This window comes from Bradyrhizobium monzae (assembly GCF_021458635.1).
Taxonomy (GTDB): domain Bacteria; phylum Pseudomonadota; class Alphaproteobacteria; order Rhizobiales; family Xanthobacteraceae; genus Bradyrhizobium.
In genome coordinates, this window is the sequence record NZ_JAIRDQ010000005.1 from 154663 (window position 1) to 173189 (window position 18527).

The following is an 18527-nucleotide window of genomic DNA, read 5'->3' on the forward strand; positions in this document are numbered from 1 at the left end:
CTGTTGCCTCGGCGACACTGCCGCAACGCCGAGCCTAACCGGGCTTGGCGCGAGTTTCAACCAGTTGGTTGATTACGGCCGGAGCGACTGCAGCACCAGATCGGCGACATGCCGGCGCCGGGCGCGGCGGGCGGTGCGGCTCGACAGGTCCTTGCCGAAGATCGCCGACAGCGTCGGCGTGTTGGAGAAGAAGAAATAGCTGAGGCCCGCGATGGAAATGTAGAGCTGGACCGGGTCGATGCCCTTGCGGAACATTCCTGCGCGCACGCCTTCGTGCAGGATGTGGGAGACGCTTTTCACCAGCGGCGAATGCATCGCCTCCAGCCGCGTCGAGCCGCGGACGTGGCGGGCGCCGCCGCGGTTCTCGTCGTTCAAAAGCACGATGAAATCAGGGTTTTCCGCCAGATGATCGAACGAGCCCTCGATCAGCCGGCGGATCGCCTTGTCCGGCGGCAGACCCTCGAGATTGAGCTTGCGCTCCTGCTCGCGGATATCCTCATAGACCCATTCGAGCACGGCGAGGTAGAGCGCGTCCTTGTCGCCAAAGTAGTGGTAGACCAGCTGCTTGTTGACGCCGGCGCGCTCGGCGATCTCGTCGACGCGGGCGCCCGCAAAACCGTGCCGGGCGAACTCCAGGCGTGCCGCGGTGAGCAGCTTCTTGCGCGTCGCGACGGGGTCGCGCCGCTGCGGCACGGTGTCGCCTGAACGTTTTGCGGGCATTTCCAACCAAACAGTTGACAAGTTGAAGACGGGCTAGTTGCATTGGTAGCGTCACACGGCGAGAGCGACAAGCCGGGTCGCGGCAATGGGAGACGGACGATGAAGCGTTTGCAGGCGGCTTTTGTGGCTCTGGCGCTGGGGTTGCCGGCAATGCCGGCGAGCGCGGGCGAAGCGGTCAACCTGATCCTGAACTGGACGCCGACGGCCGACCATTCGCCGTTCTATTACGCCAAGGCGCAGGGCTGGTACGAGAAGGCCGGCATCGACCTGACCATCGAGGTCGGCAAGGGCTCCGGCGTATCCGCCGCCAAGGTCGGCGCGGGCGGCTCCGCCTTCGGCATCGCCGATCTCGCCACCATGCTGGTTGCCAAGAGCAAGGGCGCCGACGATGTCGCGCTGATGAGCATCTACGCCAACACCGGCCAGACTTTCTACTGGCTGAAAAGCTACGGCGTGAACGGCGTGAAGGATTTCGCCGGCCACAAGATCGGCAATCCGCCCGGTGACGCCTCGCGCGTGATGTGGCCCGCCTTTGCCAAGGCCGCCGGTCTCGCGCCCGACTCCGTCAGTTTCGTCAATATCGGGCCGACCGCGAAGATCGCCGCGCTGAAGAGCCACACCGTCGACATCATCAGCGACTTCTACAACGAGCACGATCTGAAGGTGATCGAGTTCGGACAGGACCTCGGCTACGTCAACTGGAAGGATATCGGCCTCAACCCTTACGGCAATTCGCTGATCGTCAACGGCGCCTATCTCCAGAAGAACCCGAAGCTGGTCGAGGACTTCGTTCGGATCTCGCAGAAGGCCTTTGCGGCCTGCGTTGCCGACGTCGCGCCGTGCCTGAAGGCGCTGCTCGACCAGGTCTCCGGTCTCGACAAGGAGAACCAGGAGCGCCAGTGGGAGCGCATCAAATATCTGATGACGGACGAGTTCACGACCACCAAGGGTCTCGGCTGGATCGACGGCGAGCGGATGAAGAAGGACTATGAGCTGGTCCAGACCTATCTAGGCATGGAGAAGCCGTTCGACGTGACGACGGCGTTTTCGACCAAGATGCTGGATCCCGCCATCAAGATGGATGCGAGCAAGGTGAAGAAGTAGGGGAGTGTCGCGCTCGCCTCACGCACCGGTGTCATGCCCCGCGAAGGCGGGGCATCCAGTACGCCGCAACCTATCGGCTGACCCATGACCGTCTCGGAGTATTGGATCGCCCGCTTTCGCGGGCGATGACAGCTATGTGCTGGGTGAGAGCGCCCGGCCGCCCGCCGGCCCATCCCCACGTAACCCCACGGAGAAATTAACCAGCCGTTAACCATGTCGGCCCCATCGTTAACCATTCAATAACGGGGAACGAGTCGGCCGCTATGGAGGCTGTAGCAAAAGTCCAACGCCAAATGGTGCGCCTGCGCGGTCGCTCCTATGTGGCCTTCGTGTTCGTGCCGACGGTTCCGATCCAGGACTGGCTCCAGGAGATCGACGCCACCATCGCGCGGTCGCCGGGCTTCTTCGCCGGCCGGCCCGTGGTGATCGACCTGTCCTCGGTCGATCTGAGCCAGTCCGGTATCGGCCATCTCCTCACCAGCCTCGCGGATCGCAACATCCGCGTGCTCGGCATCGAGGGCGTGGAGGAGGCGCGGCTGACGCCGTCGATGCCGCCGCTGCTGTCGGGCGGGCGCAGTTGCGTGATCGAGCCCAGCGCACCCAAGAAGCCAGAGGCGAAGGTCGAGGCCAAGCCCACGTCGCTGCTGCTTGATAGCCCAGTGCGCTCCGGCCAGACCGTGATCTTCCCCGAAGGCGACGTCACCATTCTAGGCTCGGTCGGCTCCGGCGCCGAAGTCGTCGCCGGCGGTTCCATCCACATCTACGGTGCGCTCCGCGGCCGCGCCATGGCGGGCGTGAACGGTCACACGAGCGCGCGCATCTATTGCCAGAAGATCGAGGCCGAACTGCTTGCAATCGATGGGTTTTATCAGACTGCGGACGACATCGACGCCGAGTTGCGCGGCAAGCCGGCCCAGGCCTGGCTGCAGGGCAACACCATGCGAATTACAGCACTGAACTGACCAGCAAAGGAGACATTTCAGATGAGTAAGGTACTGGTCGTGACATCAGGCAAGGGGGGCGTCGGCAAGACGACGACGACCGCCGCACTGGGGGCTGCGCTGGCGCAACGCGGCGACAAGGTCGTCGTCGTGGATTTCGATGTCGGCCTGCGCAACCTCGATCTCGTGATGGGCGCCGAACGCCGCGTGGTGTTCGACCTCATCAACGTGGTGCAGGGCGTGGCGAAGCTTCCGCAGGCGCTGATCAAGGACAAGCGGCTGGAGAACCTCTGGCTGCTGCCGGCCTCGCAAACACGCGACAAGGACGCGCTGACGGAAGAGGGCGTCGGCAAGGTCATTGCCGATCTGCGCAGCCGTTTCGACTGGGTGATCTGCGACAGCCCGGCCGGCATCGAGCGCGGCGCCTCCATGGCGATGCGCTTTGCCGACGAGGCCGTGATCGTCACCAATCCTGAAGTGTCCTCGGTGCGCGATTCCGACCGCATCATCGGCATGCTCGATTCCAAGACCGTGCGGGCCGAGAAGGGCGAGCGGGTCGAGAAGCACATTCTCATCACCCGCTACGATCCCTCGCGCGCCGCGCGCGGCGAGATGCTGACCATCGACGACATCCTCGAGATCCTCGCAACGCCCTTGCTCGGCATCATTCCCGAGAGCCAGGACGTGCTGAAGGCCTCCAACGTCGGCACGCCGGTGACGCTGTCGAATGCCGACGGCGCGCCCGCGCGGGCCTATATCGACGCGGCGCGGCGGCTGTGCGGTGATAGCGTGCCGATGCAGGTGCCGTCCGAACGCAAGCGCTTTATGGATCGCCTGCTGCGACGGAGGGCTGCATGAGCATGGGTCTGCTTCGGCTTCTCCGCGGCAAAAAGACCTCTGCACCGGTCGCTCGCGAACGGTTGCAGATCCTGCTTGCCCATGAACGCGGACTGCGCGGCCAGCCCGATCTGCTCGGCGTGCTGCGTGAGGAAATTCTCGCCGTCGTCTCCAAGCATGTCACGCTGGATCCGACCAAGGTCATCGTCCGGCTCGAGCGCGGCGACGACGTGTCGACCCTCGAGGTCGATATCGAAGTGCCCAACGATTTCGAGCGCAAGCGTGTGGCGGTCGCGTAGGGGACGCGACTGACAACAGCCCGTTTTGGGGTGGGTGAGAAGGCGGTCCGCTGGGTACAGCGGGCCGCCTTTGTCGTTTGGGCCTGGGAAGCGGAACGAGACGCGCGACTTGATCGTTATCGGAAAACCGCGGGACGCGAGCGCTGCACCGCGGCCTACCAAAACGGGAGAGCGCCCATGATGTCCGAGGTCCAGGTTCACACCGTCGCGCGGCAGATGCTGGAACGGCATGGCTTTGCTGCGATCGCGAAGGCCGCCGAGCAGGCGCAGGCCTGCGAAGGTCGGGGTGAGGCCGATGAAGCCAAGGAATGGCGTCACATCGCCGATGCCATGAAGATCATGCGGGGACCTGCCCACAGCTGATCGGCGATCAGCCCGGGCAGGCCGACATCGGCCGGTTCCCGCTCAGCCAGGGGCCTAGCGCTCGCCTTGCTCGGTGCCTTGCGTCATCGGCTTGTGCTGCGTCTGCGGCTGCGCACGCTCGCCGGTCTCCTTGCAGGGCAGCTGCTCCCAGGATCCGTCCGCGGCCTGCTGATAGGCGCTGCAGGACGATGAGGTCGCCTTGTCCTCGCCCTTCTGGGCATCGGAATTCTTCGCCAGCGCGGGCGCCGTCAGCATGGCGCTCGCCGCGAGCACGCCGGCGAAGACGAGATGAGTGATCCGCATGAGGTTCTCCGGTTTGAAGACGTCCCGCATGCTGGCCAGGAATGTGACGATTATGGGCCGCCGCGACGGTTCCGTCGCGGCGTGCTTAACGGTGGGAGAGGGCCTAGCCGCCCTTGCTGCGGATCAGGCCGGCGAGGTTGGTCTTCTGCTTCTCGCACCAATTGCTCATGCCGAGCCGGCGCTGGTCGAGATCGGTCGCTTGCGTCGCCACCGCGACCTCGGCCATGACGTCGTCAGATTGTTTCTCGCCCATCTTGCCGCCGGTATGCATGAAGGCGATCGCCTTGCGCACCTGCTCGGTGGTGCCGTCAGGCAGCTGCATCTGCTGCGCCTTCTGCACCAGATCCTGGTAGACGACGTCTGTCCCCGGACACTGGACCTTGGCGGCGAAGGCTTGCAGGACCAGGGTCACGTAGGTCGAGCGCGGATGGTCGTCAGCCGCTTGGGCTGGAGCTGCGATCAGCAACAATCCTGCCATCAGGAAACCGTACCGCATCCTTTTACCTCCCCAGATTTTCGGGGAGGCTAGCGGCTGGAGCGCCGCTCCGCAATGGGGGGCGCGGCCGTGAAGCTCGCCAACGATCTATCGGCGCCAAGCCGGCACAGGATCGAGCGGCGTGCGATAGACTTCGTTGTGATCGCGATCGGTGACGCGCACCGCGCAACCCTTGCGCTGCAGCTCAGGCTTCACCTGCGACAGCTCGGTGGCGAGCTGAACGGCGCGATCGGAGGCGACCTCGATGTCTTCGAGAATGATCCCGCCCTGGTTCTTGTACTCTTCACCAACCACGAGATCGAAGGAATAGTATGGCATCCGAATTCCCCGGTGTGACGGTCCGAATTTCCAAAAGAAGCCTTCCACGGAAGTCTTCAAGGCATGAGGGATTGTACCACTGAGTCGATATCTATCCGATGAACGGAGCGCGCAATCTCTGTGCTTATGGCGCAGAAATGATGTGCAGCGTTCGAGTGCGTTAAGATTTTATTAAATATGTCGGCCTGATCATAAGGCATGGAATTGCAGCAGAACCGGGCTCCGGGAACCGGCAGCTGCAAGAGAAGGCCGGCGGCATAGATCCCGACGGCCTTTTCTCTTTGCGTACCTTGGCGCATCACCGTAGTTGCACGGACTCACATCATCGCATCGAGTCGGACAGCCTGGGTTGTCGTTTGATGCAGCGCTAGTGCACCGGCATCGGTGGACGCACGACAGGTCCGTCATCATCGGCAACCGCTTGTGTCGTCGCGACCGGCGCTGCCACTGGCGGCGGGGCCGCGGCAGCCTGCGACGGCGGCGGTGGAGGTGCGAGCGGTGGCGGCGAATAAGCCGGCGTGTAGGTGTGCGACACGACCGGCCTAGGTCTGCGCGCCGGCGGCTGCATCGGCGCCGCAGCGCGCGGCGGTAGCGCGGACACGCGCGCGCGCGGGTCGACCGGCGGTTTCGCCTCGGCGATCGGCTTTGGCGCTGATGGCTTGGCCATCTCGCGGACCATCTGCTCCTGACCTGTTTTCAACTCCGCGATGTTGGCCTTGAGCTGCTCGATCTGCTGCGCCATCGCTGCGATGTCGCGTGTCATTGACGCCACCGTTTGCGTGGCATCGGCAGGTGTCGCGGAGGGCGCGGCAGCGGCGGTAGCGACTGGTGCAGGTGTTACCGCCGTTTGGTCGGTGGCCTGATCCTGTGCGACGGGCGGGGCGGCTTGCGTGGCTGCGACCGGCGCTGTCTGCGATGTCGAAGGCAGCAGCGATGTCAAGGCCGGTGTCCATTCGGCGAGCATCTGCTTGGCCGTGTCGCCATGCCTCTCCCAGCCGATGGTGGCGGCAGCGCTGCCGCCCGCAAACAGGAACGTGAGGAACGCGCCGCGCAACCACTTGCCGGCGGCCGATCGCTTCGGCCGGCTGTGACCATCGCTGGCCGTCACGCGCACGGCGGTGTCGACCGAGGGTGTTGCCGCTTGCGGCGCCAGGACCGCAGTGACCTTTGGCTCAGGTTGGATTTTGGGCTCCGCGACGAACTTCAGATCCATCTTGGGCTCCGGTCGGGCCGTGAACTCGGGTGCCAGCGTTGGCGCCTCGCTGCTCACGCGCGAAGCCAGTACCACGTCCGGCGAAATCTGGACCGCGTCGTGCGGATCGTTGTCTCTCATCGTGTCCTTCACGATCTCATCGACGATCTGCCGGCTGTTCAACGTCGCGAGCATCGCATCTCCTGTGAAGCGCTGGTCGTCCGCATTGGCGCGAGCCGATCGGTTGCGTGGGCCCATCCCATTCTGTTCGGCATAGGCCGATGTCGCACGAGTCCAGCCGGGTTTGACCAAAGCAAGGCGAGGCGATGGAGACATCGCGACCGTCTTCCGCCGTTTGTGGTGATGGAACCCGGCGCGCCGAACACGGGCACGTGTTCCACGTTGCCTTGTTTTCAGCACGATTTGGGCAGCATTCTAGCGCTGCTGGGGGTGCTGCTATCCGCTATCGGGGGGCCGGCGGTGCCAAGATCTCTACTCGCTTTGTTCGTCGTTGCCTTGCTGCCGCTCGGCGGCTGCATGCAGACGACGCTCTCGCCATCGACGGATGCGAGCATGACGGCGCGCGACCGCCAGTTGCTGGCGCACACGCCTTACGCCCAGGCGAATGTGCCTGAGCAATATCTCCGTCACATCGTCGATTATCCGCGCAAGGAGCAGCCGGGCACGATCCTGGTCGATACCGATGCGCGCTACCTTTACTACGTGCTGCCCGACGGCAAGGCGATCCGCTACGGCGTCGCGGTGGGCGAGGAGGCGATGGCCTTCTCGGGCGTCGCGCGCGTAGGCCGTCTGGCGGAATGGCCGGACTGGGTGCCGACCGCCGAGATCCAGGCGCGGCTCGGGCCGTATCCGGCACGCGTTGCCGGGGGTCCCGCCAATCCGCTCGGCGCGCGGGGCATCTATCTCTATACCGGCAACAAGGACACGCTCTACCGCATCCACGGCACCAACCAGCCGGAATATATCGGGCAGGCGATCTCGTCGGGCTGCATCCGGATGCGCAACGAGGACGTGATCGATCTGTTCGACCGGGTGAAGCTCAACGCGACCGTCGTGGTGCTGCCGCCAGGGCAGAACGCGCAGATGCAGGCAGGGCCGAACTGGCGCGGGTGAGGCAGCTGACCTGATCTGTCACGTCAGCCGCATCACCGAAGCTTGAATGACAGGACTGCGTAGAGCGACGACCAGGCCGTTGCAAAGGTGAACTGCTTCACAGGCGTCTCGCGCCGGCTGCGCTATGTCTCAATGGCTCGTTGCCATTGGAGGCATCATGCAAAATTTCATTGATCGATTAAATGAGGACGACCATCGCGTCGTGCGCAAGTGGCGTTGGGCCACGCTCGGTTTCTACGGATCGATTTTGGCCGGTGTGGTGCTGTACACGGTGCTGCACTGGAATCCGGAGGTGAATTACGCCTCGGTCGATTCTGCAGCCCATGCGAAGCTCGCGGGCACGTCAGGCAGTGACGGACGCGCGCCGTTTGCGCCTTAATCCCCGGGCCGAGCGACGCGCCATTGCAACGTCGTGGCCGTGCCATTGGCTTCGCCTGGCGTTTTGTCGGCTACGGACGTGTAGAGCGGGCGGTAGCGGAAGGCCCACATCTTGCTGCCGTCGTTGCGGGTAATCGGCGTGAAATCGCCGGCCGCCTGGGCATTCGCGGGGGCAGCCAGTGGAATCCAGGCCTCCGCGCATTTGCCATCACAGCTCGACGTCTTGCCGCTGGTGTCACGCTCATAGAAGTAGAGCGTCATGCCCTTGAGATCGACGAGCGTGGGGCCCTGCTTGGTCAGAACGAAGCGTGCGGGCGCTGGCACCGCCTCGACCTTCGGCGCAGCAGGGGCCTCGCCGCCGCCGCCATGCCCATTCGCGAGCGTATGACCGGTGGACAGCGCGATGGTTGCGGTAGCAATGGCGACCCTGAACATCCGAAACTCCAAACCGGCAAAGTTAATCGCGCGTTAAGCGCGGAATTGACGCCAACCGTAACCGCCCAAGGTTAGTTCCAGGTTTCGCGGGTCTGCGACAAATACGTACAAAACTACGGGGGATTGGCTTTTTGTCTGTCGCATTTTCTTGACGAGAACCAGTGCCCACTTCGCTCGAAAACGCTTCAGGCCTCGCGCAAGGGAGCGCGGCTGAGTTCGTTGCCCGCGGCGATGGCCTTGCGCAAGAGCCGCATCAAATCCTCGCCTTCCTTCGCGCTGAGGCCGCGCAGCATGATCTGCTGGGCAGCCTCGACCGCGGGCGTGATCTTGCGCAGCGTGCGGCGGCCCTCGTCGGTGATCTCGAGCTCGCGGGCGCGGCGGTCGCGGCTTGAGGCGCGGCGCTCAATGAGGCCCTTTTGCACGAGGCGATCGATCACGCCGGTGATGGTGGTCCGGTCATAGGCGATCAGTCCCGCGAGCGTGACCTGGTCGAGCCCCGGATTGGCCTTGATGGTCGCAAGCGCTGCGTACTGCACCGGGGTGAGGTCGAAGCCGGCGTCGCCGACCTCGGCCAGAAACACGGCGACCGCGATCTGCTGGAACCGGCGCGCCAGATGGCCGGGCATGTCGTTGTTGTCTTTCACCGAATTCTCCGTGAGGGCAGGGACGGTGGACGATCGTTGACAAGTATACTGATAGTCAGCATACTGAGCAATATCCAACGAGACGTCAACGGGAGAGGTGCTCATGCAATTCCATCTCAATGGATTCCAGCCTGGCGATCCCGAGATTGCCGATCCAGCCGAACGCATTCAGGCTTCGGGTGCCCTAGGCAACGTTCCCGACGAAGTCGATGTCCTCATCGTCGGTTGTGGCCCTGCGGGCCTGACGCTCGCGGCCCAGCTCGCGCAATTCCCGGACATCAAGACCTGCATCGTCGAGCAGAAGCCGGGCCGGCTCGCAGTCGGCCAGGCCGACGGCATCGCCTGCCGCACCATGGAGATGTTCCACGCCTACGGGTTCAGTGAGCGCGTGCTGAAGGAGGCTTATTGGGTCAACGAGACGACGTTCTGGAAGCCGGACGAGAACGTGCGGGAGAATATCGTCCGCAGCGGCCGTGTGCAGGATGTCGAAGATGGGCTGTCGGAATTCCCGCACGTCATCCTCAACCAGGCGCGGATCCATGACGGCTTTCTCGACGTGATGCGCAAATCACAGGCGAAGCTCGAACCGCATTACAGCCGGCGCCTGCTCGACCTCGCGATCGATCCGGCCGCAGGTCGCGATGACCACGCCGTGACTGTACGCCTCGAACGCGTCGATGCTGCGAACGAGGGTACGGTCGAGACCATCAGGGCACGCTACGTCGTCGGTTGCGATGGCGCGCGCAGCACGGTGCGCAAATCAATCGGCCGCGAGCTGCATGGCGATTCCGCCAACCACGCCTGGGGCGTGATGGACGTGCTGGCGGTGACCGATTTCCCTGACATCCGCTTCAAGGCCCTGATCCAGTCGGCAAAGGACGGCAGTCTTCTCATCATTCCGCGCGAAGGCGGCTACATGGTCCGCCTCTACGTCGAGCTGGCAAAACTCGACGTTGGCGAGCGCGTGGCCAACCGCAACATCACCGCTGATGACGTGATTGCGAAAGCACAGCGGATCCTGAAGCCGCATACGCTCGAGGTGAAGGAGATCGCCTGGTGGTCGGTCTACGAGATCGGCCAGCGCCTGACCGACAAGTTCGACGACGTGCCGGAGGCCGAGACCGAGACGCGCCTGCCACGGATCTTCATTGCCGGCGATGCCTGCCATACCCATAGCCCGAAGGCCGGGCAGGGCATGAATGTCTCGATGCAGGACGCCTTCAACCTCGGCTGGAAGCTCGCCGCCGTTCTGCGGAAACAAAGTGCACCGAGCCTGCTGCATTCCTATTCCGCCGAACGGCAGGCGGTCGCCAAGGAGCTGATCGATTTCGATCGTGAATGGGCCGGGATTCTCGCTTCCGCGGCCAAGGCCGGCGGTGCCGATGCCGCCAAGACGCAGGACTATTTTGTCAGGCACGGCCGCTACACCGCGGGCACGGCGACGCACTACACGCCGTCGATCCTCACCGGCGCAACCTCGCATCAGCATCTCGCGCAAGGCCTCGTCATCGGTAGGCGCTTCCATTCCGCGCCTGTCATACGGCTCGGGGATGCGAAACCTGTTCATCTCGGCCACGCGGCGCAGGCTGATGGCCGTTTTCGCCTCTATGCGTTCTCCGGCGCCGAAGATCCGGCCGCTGCCGGTTCCGCCATTCGTGCGCTGTGCAATTTCCTCGCCGAAGCCGGAGAATCGCCGCTCAGGCGATACACGCCAGCCGGCGCCGACATCGATTCCGTGCTCGATCTGCGTGCGGTGTTTCAGCAGGACCATCGCGCGCTCGCGATCGAGGCGATGCCAACGCTGCTGCTGCCGCGCAAAGGGCGCTATGGCTTGCTCGACTACGAAAAGATGTTTTGTCCGGACCTCAAAGGCGGGTACGACGTTTTCACGACGCGCGGCATCGATCGGAAGGTCGGCTGCATGGTCGTGGTGCGCCCCGATCAATACGTTGCACAGGTGCTGCCGCTCAATGATTTCACGGCGCTCGCCGCGTATTTCGACGCCTTCATGTTGCAGGTGAGGCGAAACGCGTAGCGCCGATGAACGGCGGATGAATATTGAACTGCGTACGCGGCGCGCCTCTCAATCTTTTGGCTGATGCGACATTTGCGCGCGGAACGCTTCATTCCATTCGCGCGTTCCGCCTCTCAGAGGAGGACTACGCCATGAGATTGAGAACCGCTTTAGTTGCCGCATTGCTGCTCGCGCCGACGGCTGCATTGGCCGCGCCGGGCATCGTCACCGTCTCGACCGGTCTGCGTGCCGGGCCGGGGGCGGGCTTTCCCCTTGTCGACCGCGTCCCCGAGGGCGCCCGCGTCAACATCCATGGTTGCCTGCGCGGCAATGCCTGGTGCGACGTGAGCTTCTCCGACGACCGTGGCTGGGTGTCGTCGCAATATCTCGAATATCTCTACCGCAATCACTACGTCTATCTGCCCGACTATGCCGACGAGGTCGACGTGCCCGTCGTCCCGTTCGTGTTGAGCTCGTACTGGTCGAGCTACTACGAGGGGCGCCCCTGGTATCGCCGCCACGCCTACTGGAACAACTACTGGACCTCGCATGAGCGCATCGCGACGCGAATGACGATCGATCCGCGCGCCGCTCGCATCGGACGTGCAGCGACGCGTGACGCTGCGGTCGCGCTGGGTCGCGACGCGCATGCCAAGGAGACCGTCAAGGGCAATGTCGCAGTCTCCGGCCGTGACGCCGCGACGGCGCGGCATGATGCGACCATCGCAAAGCGCGACGCTGCGGTTGGTGTCGATCGGAATCGTGCCGAACGGAGCCAGCGTTTCGTCAACGAGCGGACCGCGGTGCACGGCCGCAATGCCCGTGATGCGCAGGCGCGGATGATGCACGAACAGGCGGCAAGCCGCGCCGCCGTGCGCGCGCAGCCGATGGCGCGCGCACATGAAGCGCCGCGCATGTCGGCTGCGCCGGCAGCCCGGCCCGCGATGCCGCATATGGCTCAGCCGAACGTCAGCCATGGTGCGCCGATGAATGCTCATGCGCAGATGCCGGCACCGCGTGCGGCTGCACCTGCGATGCCGCATCCCGGCGGAGGCGGAGGCGCTCCGCACGTCAATGCGGCTCCCCACGGCGGCCCGCAGAAGCACTAGCATTGCTCAACGAAAGCCCGGCCTGCGCGCCGGGCTTTTGCTTGGGTTGCCACGGTTCCGTGCACGTACAATTTAAGAAGGTTCTTCGCGGCCAGATTTCATCGATCGTAATATGTGTACTCAAAGCTGTAAGCATCCACTCGGGGCAGCGGGGCACGGGAGGATGAAGATGAGACAAAGTCAGGCGGAGACGCGCCGCCAAAATGTCGCGAAGCGGTCGATGACCAAAGAGGCGAAGCAACTGGCCGGGCTGATTGCCGGCTTGCGCAAATCCCTTGACGGCATCCACAAGGAGCGGACGAGCACGAAGCTCTCCGGCGCCGAAATGGGGATGCTGGACGAGCGTCGCAACAATTTGTTGCTCACCATTGCTGCCCTGGACGACCGTTTATCGGCTGTGCAGGGTCTGATCGATCTCGGACGTCCACACGTCATCCGCGTGCACTGAGCGGATCGGCTCGGCATTATCGGTTCCGTCGCGGCGGCGATGGGCCGGCGCCCGGCTGACGCCTCTATCCGGGCAGGGCGGCGAACAAGCTCCCGGCAAGCAGAATCTCATTGATGATGCGGTGTATTGGCTCCGTCGCTCGGCTGGAACCGGTGCCGGCGCACAATGCTGCCGCGGACGGCACCAAATTGCCACGCTCCCGGCGAATTGCCGCCAAAGCCCGCTGCCACGAGGAGAGCGGGTGCAGGGCAGCGCAAGGGGACAAGCATTGGCCTATAAAATGATCGCAGAACGCGACAATGAGAAGTACAGTTTTGCCCGTGAGAGCCGGTTGCTCATCGTGGCGAAGGCGAAGGTTTGGGCGAGCGAAGGATGGCGGGTCGTCATCACCGATCAGGACGGCAAGGCCTATGCACCGCCGGAGTTCGATCAGTTGCTGGCGGCGTGATCGCGGGACGGTCCAGGGGACGGCATTGAGATCGCTCATTCGACCGGGGCACGAGTTGGTCGCGCCTCTGGTGATTCTCGGGACCATGGCCGCGGCCGCGATCGTGCTGACGGCACCGCTTGCGTCCGCGCAGAATCTCGACGCCGGCAAATCGCCCGAAAAGCTGTTCGCCGACGGTTGCACTGCCTGCCATCGCAGCCCGCGGGGGCTTGCGAAAGGGCGCTACACCCTCACCCTGTCCTGGTTCCTGCAGGACCATTATTCGGCCGGCCCCGACACCGCCAAGGCGCTCGCGGCCTATCTGGTGTCGGTCGATACGCCGCCGCCAGGTGCTCCGGCGAAGTCTGGCGCAAAGTCACCCCGATCCAAGCCGCGTCCGCCTAAGCCGGCGCAGAGCCAGTAGTCGTCGCCCGGCTACCCGCGCCGAGAGGTTTGTGCGATCAGGCGGTCGTGCACGGCGCGTAAATCGGCATTCATGCGCGTCTGTCCCGTCGTGACGAAGGACAGCCAGGCGCCGTCTGCGGCCAGACGCACGATCTGAAGCTCTGGCGCCGCATCGGTGGCGCCGTGGCGTTTCAGGCGCGCCTTCATCCAGTCGTTCCAGAGCTTGCGCAGCGACGGATCGGTGACGACCACCATGCTCAGCGCGGCCCAGGGCGTGGCGAAGCCAAACGCCCTGCCGGTGAACACCGCGTTGACATAGGCGCGCGTAAAACTGCCGCGTGGCTTCGGATCCGCCTCGATCGCCGCGTCGATCTCGGCATCGACGCGGGCGAGCAGATCGGCGAACAGGCCCTCGATCAGCGCCTGCTTGCTCCCGAAATGATGAAACAGCCCGCCCTTGGTGACGCCGGCCGCCGCCGCCACGGCCTGCACCGTGACGCCGGAAACGCCGTGGTCCATGGCAATCGCTGCGGCGTGGTCGAGCAGGGCGCGCCGCACCTGCTCGGGCTGCTTGGCGCGCGTATAGGCACTCGCCGGCATCAATGCGCCGTCGTCTGCGAGAACAGGTTGATGACCACGACCCCGGAAACGATCAGGGCGATACCGACGAAGGCTGCGGCGTCGAGCATCTGGCGGAACATCACGAAGGAGACGGTGGCAGTCAGGATGATGCCGACCCCGCCCCAGATCGCATAGGCGATGCTCAAGGGAATGACACGGATCGCGACCGACAGCGCGTAGAACGAGGCGACGTAGAACAGCACCATCGCCAGCGTCGGCCAGGGCCGGGTGAATTGCGCGGACTGCTGCAGGAAGGCGGACGCCGTCACCTCGAACACGATGGCGAGGGCAAGCGCGGCATAGGAGGTGAAAGCGGACGTCATGGCGATCTCGAGCGTGGCGCACGAAAGATACCGCGCGGTAGGTATGTTTACCACGCGCAACATGGCTTTTGTCGGGAGCAAGTATCACGTGTGAGTGACGAGCCTGCGACAGGGGGCTGACGACCTCAGGGGCCGAGACTGGCGCGGAAGATGCAGGCGCTGCGACCGGGACTCGGGTACGACGTTTCGTGATCCGGGCTACGCTTGCCACATCGAGTTTTTGATCCTACGGACCTCTGCATGCTCGTCATCTCGATTCAAAGCCAGGTGGTTCACGGCCATGTCGGCAACAGCGCTGCCGTCCACGCCATGCAGGCGGAGGGCGTCAACGTCGCCGCAGTGCCGACGACGCTGCTGTCGAACCATCCGCGCTATCCGACCTTGCGGGGTCGCGTACTCGACGCCGAGCTCATCGCCGATCTGCTGCGAGGTGTCGAGGAGCGGGACCTTGTCGATGAGGCGGCCGTGCTCGTCACCGGCTATCTCGGCTCGCCCGACAACGCCGTCGTCATCGCCGATTTTGTCGAGCGGGCGCTGTCGCGCAATTCGAAGCTGGTTTATCTCTGCGATCCCGTCATCGGCGACGACGGCCGCGTGTATGTCGCCGACGGCATTTTGGACGTGGTGCGGCACCGCTTGTTGCCGGCCGCACATTTGATCACGCCGAACCAGTTCGAGCTCGAGCTGCTCTCCGGGGTCAAGATCGCAGACACGGACGGCCTGCGTGCTGCAGCGGCTGCAATTACGGGACAACGCCGGATCGACGTCGTTGTCACCGGCTGCACGCTCGCCGACACGTCTGTGGGGCAGGTGGAGACGATCCTGTGTGCTGACGGGCAATTATCGCGCTTTGCGACGCCGCGATTGCCGATCCGGCCCTACGGCACCGGCGATCTCCTCACCGGCCTGATCGCGGCGCACCTCGCCAAGGGCACGGCAATCGAGGCGGCGGTGCGGCTTGCAGTCGAGACCATCTTTGCCGTGCTCGTTCGCACGCAAGCCGCAGGATCGGAAGAGATGCGTCTCGTGCCCTTGCCGGCCTCAGGAAACTGAGCGACGGCTCAGGTCGTTCGCTTCGCGGCGGATTGTGCCGATTTCTGCGGCTTTGCGGGGCTCTTCTGCTCCCGCGCCGCCTGGGCCTTCGGCAGCCTGGCGCGGGCCAAAGCGCGCGCCTTCTTTGGTTTGGTGTTGGCAGCTTCCTTGCGGTCGGTCGCAACGCCGCGCTTCGAGATATATTCCGCACCGTCAATCGCGCCGACATGCGGCGGATCGCGGCCGAGATAGGGCCTGCCGATGCCGAGCGCCTTGCCGTTGGTGTCAACCCACTTCCACAACACCTCGGTCGAGACCCAGCGCTGTGCGCGGTTGTCGCCCTTGGTGCTGACGATGTCGGCTGCCATGCCGTGACCGTAGCCGCCGCGAAGGCTGCCGCCGTGATAGGAGCGGTTGGAGGCGGCCTTCAGGCCACTCGCGATTTCCTGGCGATAGTCGTCACGGAATGCGCTGGTGATTCCCGGCGAGAGACCGGCAGCTTCGGCCGCGAGCAGCGTGCGAAACAGCTTCTGCTTGAAGCTCTTGTCCATACCGCCGATGACGTAATCCATCAGCGCCATCTTGGCGTGCTCAGCCGCCTTCGGATCCTTCCAGGCAAAATCCTCGTCGACGAGCTTGGTGAAGCTGCGCATCACCGTGACCTTCTTGCCCCTGCGCTTGATGGTGACGGCGCGGCGGTCCTCGACCTTGATCGAGTCTTCCTTCGGCGTGCGCTGATAGAGCGCCCAGAGATAGCGATCGATGCAGGCATCCATGACGAAGCATTCGTCGAGCACGGCCACGGTATCGGCAGGCGGCGACGCCTTGCTTTCCGCCACGGGCCCGCTCGCGATCGCCGCGGGTGACAGAGCCTCCGACGGCACGACGTCGCCGGGATCGGCCGATGCAAGCTTGACGGTGGGCTCCGGCGCGGGCTCAGCCTCGCTCGCGACGGGGGCAGCTTCGCTGATAACGGCGGCGGCCTCGCCTGCGACCGGAGCCGGTTCAGGTGCGATCTGTGGCGCGGGTGAGGAGGCCGCAACCATGTCAGTTGGGTCGGCCGAGGCGAGTTGCACGGCGGGAGCGGGCGTCTCGGGCGGCGGTGCTTCGACTAGTGCCACGCTCGGTGTTGCAGCCGCGGCGGCGGCGATGTCGGCGGTCAGGGCGATGCCATCATCGATCGTCGCCGCGCGCGGGATGTCGGCAAGCTCGAGATGGGTAAGATCTTTGGCGTGGGAGACGGCGGCTACATTGGCGCCGCTGTTCTCGATCAAGGCAGGCGCGTAGGCGGAGAGGGAGAGCGCCAGCCAGCCGGCCATCACGGCCGAGGGGCACGAGACCGCCACAAGAAGAGACCGCCGATCATTCATGATCCCTGCCTCCAAGGTTCGTCAGCGAACCAGATTGCACAGCCAAGCACGCGGCGCGTCAATTGTTCGGGGAACGATGTGGCGGTGCAACGGCGCAAATCCCCTCAAAACGGCTTTTCACGCGAGTGTTGCTGGAATGCAACTTTGGTTCCCGCGTGGCTTCCGGCGTCCATGGGCAGGAAAAGCAGGCAAATTCGCCTTCGTATGTCCATCAAATTGAGCTATCCCGATTTACTCAATCTTGGATTGTGGAAGTGCATTGCTCGCGTGCCGGCAACGTCCGGTGCATCTGGGAAGGATATGCTTGTGAAATTGAAACGCTCGTTGGTTGAGTTCGTGGCTGATGAATCCGGTGCCACAGCAATCGAATACGGCCTGATCGCAGCGGGCATTGCGCTCGCGATTATTGAAGTCATTTATGCACTCGGCACCAATCTCGTCGCAAAGCTGCAAGCATTGGCGACCGCTTTGAAGTAGGGGCCTCCTGTTTGCGATTCTTCCGCTGAAAGCGCAGCAACGGGCGAGGCGATTTGCCCAAGGCGTCCGGCGCGTTGACCAAATTGCTATGCACAGCGTGCGATATTGCGTTGCAACAACGCATATCGCAATGCAGCAAATTGGACTTACATGTGCTCCGAACTTCTCTTTGGAGCATCACCATGAACAAGAAAACTTTGTCGATCGCAGTCGCCGTCCTCACTCTCGTGGGCACGACTGCCACCTTTGCCGCCGAGCTGCCGGCCTATGAGGTCAACGGCATTCCGGCCTCGCCCATGCAGGTTCGCGTGCTCGGCGCCGCCCATGTCGAGCAGCAGGTGGCGGCGCCCGCCACCAGCGTGACGGCGCTTCAGGCCGCCGTGCTGACGCCGCGCAAGCTGAAGACTGCGACCGTGGGCTCCGCCCGCTAAGACCGGCATTGCGCTGGGCCGGGAGCCCGGTACCAAAACCTTCACGACGTCATGGCCGGGCTCGTCCCGGCCATTTATTTTGTCTGCGGCCGTCATGTCATCGCGGTGAATTGATCGATCACGCCGTGGGCGCTTTTCATCTCCTATCGCGTGTTGATGCGCTGCCTGAGAATCCTTCGGCGGAAAAACTCCTCGCAACGCGCGACTTGTGTACCGGCGTTCAAAACGAGTGTGATCTCCTTAATACTTGTTTTGCAGATCGCAGCGCTTGATGCGGGCGCCGCATATTGGCGGCCAAGAATCGTTTTCATAATGGAGCCCGTCATGCCTGTTGCGCAAAAAGCCGTTGTTGTCGCCAATTCGCCGCGCGAATTCATCGTCCGGAATCTCGCAATGTTCGCAGCCGCCGCGCTGTTCGTGTTCGTGCTGAGCCTGACTTATGGGCTCGATCTCAGCCCCGGCTTCTTCTGAGCGATTAGACCCTCGGCACTGGTGTGCTCGCCGGCATCGAGCAGGCGCTTGGCGCGCCGGACGCGAAGCGTCTTCGCAAGCTGCTGTGGCGTCGCGCCAACATGGCGTTCGAACAGCGGCGCCAGATGGCGCGATGAGATGCCGAGCCGCGTTGCGGGCGTCACCCCGAGTCCTCGTCGAGCGCACCTTCATTGATGAGCTTCATCGCGCGCGCGATGCGCATCTGCGCGGAAGT

At 64.0% G+C, this 18527-nt stretch carries 27 protein-coding genes; 16 read left to right on the top strand and 11 right to left on the bottom strand.

Going from position 1 to position 18527, the window contains the following annotated elements:
- Positions 1-72: 72 nt before the first annotated feature.
- Positions 73-720 carry a TetR/AcrR family transcriptional regulator gene (locus K3F49_RS20005; RefSeq protein ID WP_234682664.1) on the bottom strand — a complete coding sequence of 216 codons (648 nt, stop codon included), beginning with the start codon at positions 718-720 and terminating at the stop codon, positions 73-75.
- A 99-nt stretch (positions 721-819) separates the two neighbouring features.
- On the opposite strand from K3F49_RS20005, the gene K3F49_RS20010 reads away from it, so the two are divergent.
- The 5 genes from K3F49_RS20010 (at position 820) to K3F49_RS20030 (ending at position 4264) form a co-directional block, all read left to right on the top strand.
- The gene (locus tag K3F49_RS20010; RefSeq protein ID WP_234682665.1) at positions 820-1824 is read left to right on the top strand and encodes an ABC transporter substrate-binding protein; all 1005 of its coding nucleotides are present in this window, start codon (positions 820-822) and stop codon (positions 1822-1824) included.
- A gap of 263 nt (positions 1825-2087) precedes the next feature.
- Positions 2088-2786: a septum site-determining protein MinC gene (gene minC, locus K3F49_RS20015; RefSeq protein WP_234682666.1), complete on the top strand. Its 699-nt coding sequence runs from the start codon at positions 2088-2090 to the stop codon at positions 2784-2786.
- 21 nt (positions 2787-2807) lie between these two features.
- Positions 2808-3623: a septum site-determining protein MinD gene (minD, locus tag K3F49_RS20020; protein ID WP_234682667.1), complete on the top strand. Its 816-nt coding sequence runs from the start codon at positions 2808-2810 to the stop codon at positions 3621-3623.
- Complete coding sequence (gene minE / locus K3F49_RS20025) at positions 3620-3901, top strand: cell division topological specificity factor MinE (RefSeq protein ID WP_234682668.1); 282 nt, start codon at positions 3620-3622, stop codon at positions 3899-3901. The genes minD and minE overlap by 4 nt, the downstream gene beginning before the upstream one ends.
- 177 nt (positions 3902-4078) lie before the next feature.
- Positions 4079-4264: a hypothetical protein gene (locus tag K3F49_RS20030; RefSeq protein ID WP_234682669.1), complete on the top strand. Its 186-nt coding sequence runs from the start codon at positions 4079-4081 to the stop codon at positions 4262-4264.
- Positions 4265-4318: 54 nt separating this feature from the next.
- Here K3F49_RS20030 and K3F49_RS20035 read toward each other — a convergent pair whose 3' ends face one another.
- From K3F49_RS20035 to K3F49_RS20050, 4 genes are all read right to left on the bottom strand, one after another.
- Positions 4319-4567 (bottom strand): hypothetical protein, encoded by a 249-nt coding sequence (locus K3F49_RS20035; protein WP_234682670.1) that lies wholly within the window; start codon positions 4565-4567, stop codon positions 4319-4321.
- Positions 4568-4670: 103 nt separating this feature from the next.
- Entirely contained in the window at positions 4671-5063 is a 393-nt protein-coding gene (locus tag K3F49_RS20040) for a hypothetical protein (protein ID WP_234682671.1), read from the bottom strand.
- Positions 5064-5150: 87 nt separating this feature from the next.
- A complete protein-coding gene (locus tag K3F49_RS20045) occupies positions 5151-5381 on the bottom strand; it encodes a DUF6894 family protein (RefSeq protein WP_234682672.1) in 231 nt (76 codons plus the stop codon).
- A gap of 367 nt (positions 5382-5748) precedes the next feature.
- Positions 5749-6768, bottom strand: coding sequence for a hypothetical protein (locus K3F49_RS20050; RefSeq protein WP_234682673.1), 1020 nt, complete (start codon positions 6766-6768; stop codon positions 5749-5751).
- A gap of 285 nt (positions 6769-7053) precedes the next feature.
- Between K3F49_RS20050 and K3F49_RS20055 the strand changes: the two genes are divergently transcribed.
- Entirely contained in the window at positions 7054-7707 is a 654-nt protein-coding gene (locus K3F49_RS20055; RefSeq protein WP_234682674.1) for a L,D-transpeptidase, read from the top strand.
- Positions 7708-7864: 157 nt separating this feature from the next.
- On the top strand, positions 7865-8086 hold the full coding sequence (locus K3F49_RS20060; protein WP_234682675.1) for a hypothetical protein: 222 nt from the start codon (positions 7865-7867) through the stop codon (positions 8084-8086).
- On the opposite strand, the gene K3F49_RS20065 is transcribed toward K3F49_RS20060, so the two are convergent.
- Together K3F49_RS20065 and K3F49_RS20070 are read right to left on the bottom strand one after the other, a co-directional pair.
- Positions 8083-8520 carry a COG4315 family predicted lipoprotein gene (locus K3F49_RS20065; protein WP_234682676.1) on the bottom strand — a complete coding sequence of 146 codons (438 nt, stop codon included), beginning with the start codon at positions 8518-8520 and terminating at the stop codon, positions 8083-8085. The genes K3F49_RS20060 and K3F49_RS20065 overlap by 4 nt on opposite strands.
- A 185-nt stretch (positions 8521-8705) precedes the next feature.
- Complete coding sequence (locus tag K3F49_RS20070) at positions 8706-9164, bottom strand: MarR family winged helix-turn-helix transcriptional regulator (RefSeq protein ID WP_234682677.1); 459 nt, start codon at positions 9162-9164, stop codon at positions 8706-8708.
- A 103-nt stretch (positions 9165-9267) separates the two neighbouring features.
- On the opposite strand from K3F49_RS20070, the gene K3F49_RS20075 reads away from it, so the two are divergent.
- The 5 genes from K3F49_RS20075 (at position 9268) to K3F49_RS20095 (ending at position 13586) form a co-directional block, all read left to right on the top strand.
- A complete protein-coding gene (locus K3F49_RS20075; protein ID WP_234682678.1) occupies positions 9268-11199 on the top strand; it encodes an FAD-binding monooxygenase in 1932 nt (643 codons plus the stop codon).
- A gap of 131 nt (positions 11200-11330) precedes the next feature.
- Complete coding sequence (locus K3F49_RS20080; protein ID WP_234682679.1) at positions 11331-12287, top strand: SH3 domain-containing protein; 957 nt, start codon at positions 11331-11333, stop codon at positions 12285-12287.
- A 169-nt stretch (positions 12288-12456) separates the two neighbouring features.
- Positions 12457-12735 (top strand): hypothetical protein, encoded by a 279-nt coding sequence (locus K3F49_RS20085; protein WP_346657336.1) that lies wholly within the window; start codon positions 12457-12459, stop codon positions 12733-12735.
- Between the two features lie 241 nt (positions 12736-12976).
- Entirely contained in the window at positions 12977-13183 is a 207-nt protein-coding gene (locus K3F49_RS20090; RefSeq protein ID WP_234682681.1) for a hypothetical protein, read from the top strand.
- An 85-nt stretch (positions 13184-13268) separates the two neighbouring features.
- Positions 13269-13586, top strand: coding sequence for a hypothetical protein (locus K3F49_RS20095; protein WP_452101111.1), 318 nt, complete (start codon positions 13269-13271; stop codon positions 13584-13586).
- 11 nt (positions 13587-13597) lie between these two features.
- On the opposite strand, the gene K3F49_RS20100 is transcribed toward K3F49_RS20095, so the two are convergent.
- Together K3F49_RS20100 and K3F49_RS20105 are read right to left on the bottom strand one after the other, a co-directional pair.
- Entirely contained in the window at positions 13598-14167 is a 570-nt protein-coding gene (locus K3F49_RS20100) for a TetR/AcrR family transcriptional regulator (RefSeq protein WP_234682683.1), read from the bottom strand.
- Entirely contained in the window at positions 14167-14511 is a 345-nt protein-coding gene (locus K3F49_RS20105; protein ID WP_234682684.1) for a DMT family transporter, read from the bottom strand. The genes K3F49_RS20100 and K3F49_RS20105 overlap by 1 nt, the downstream gene beginning before the upstream one ends.
- Positions 14512-14751: 240 nt before the next feature.
- Between K3F49_RS20105 and pdxY the strand changes: the two genes are divergently transcribed.
- Positions 14752-15564, top strand: coding sequence for a pyridoxal kinase (gene pdxY, locus K3F49_RS20110; RefSeq protein WP_234682685.1), 813 nt, complete (start codon positions 14752-14754; stop codon positions 15562-15564).
- A gap of 8 nt (positions 15565-15572) precedes the next feature.
- Here the strand turns inward: pdxY and K3F49_RS20115 are convergent, their stop codons facing one another.
- Positions 15573-16913: a hypothetical protein gene (locus tag K3F49_RS20115; protein WP_234682686.1), complete on the bottom strand. Its 1341-nt coding sequence runs from the start codon at positions 16911-16913 to the stop codon at positions 15573-15575.
- Positions 16914-17219: 306 nt separating this feature from the next.
- Here K3F49_RS20115 and K3F49_RS20120 point away from each other — a divergent pair, with 306 nt between their 5' ends.
- The 3 genes from K3F49_RS20120 to K3F49_RS20130 all read left to right on the top strand — a co-directional run bounded on the left by K3F49_RS20120 (position 17220) and on the right by K3F49_RS20130 (position 18292).
- Positions 17220-17390 carry a Flp family type IVb pilin gene (locus tag K3F49_RS20120; RefSeq protein ID WP_452101112.1) on the top strand — a complete coding sequence of 57 codons (171 nt, stop codon included), beginning with the start codon at positions 17220-17222 and terminating at the stop codon, positions 17388-17390.
- 182 nt (positions 17391-17572) lie between these two features.
- Positions 17573-17821, top strand: coding sequence for a hypothetical protein (locus K3F49_RS20125; RefSeq protein WP_234682687.1), 249 nt, complete (start codon positions 17573-17575; stop codon positions 17819-17821).
- Between the two features lie 324 nt (positions 17822-18145).
- The gene (locus K3F49_RS20130) at positions 18146-18292 is read left to right on the top strand and encodes a hypothetical protein (RefSeq protein ID WP_234682688.1); all 147 of its coding nucleotides are present in this window, start codon (positions 18146-18148) and stop codon (positions 18290-18292) included.
- Here the strand turns inward: K3F49_RS20130 and K3F49_RS20135 are convergent.
- Positions 18259-18456 (bottom strand): helix-turn-helix domain-containing protein, encoded by a 198-nt coding sequence (locus K3F49_RS20135; RefSeq protein ID WP_346657331.1) that lies wholly within the window; start codon positions 18454-18456, stop codon positions 18259-18261. The two genes, K3F49_RS20130 and K3F49_RS20135, sit on opposite strands and share 34 nt — an antisense overlap.
- Positions 18457-18527 lie beyond the last annotated feature (71 nt).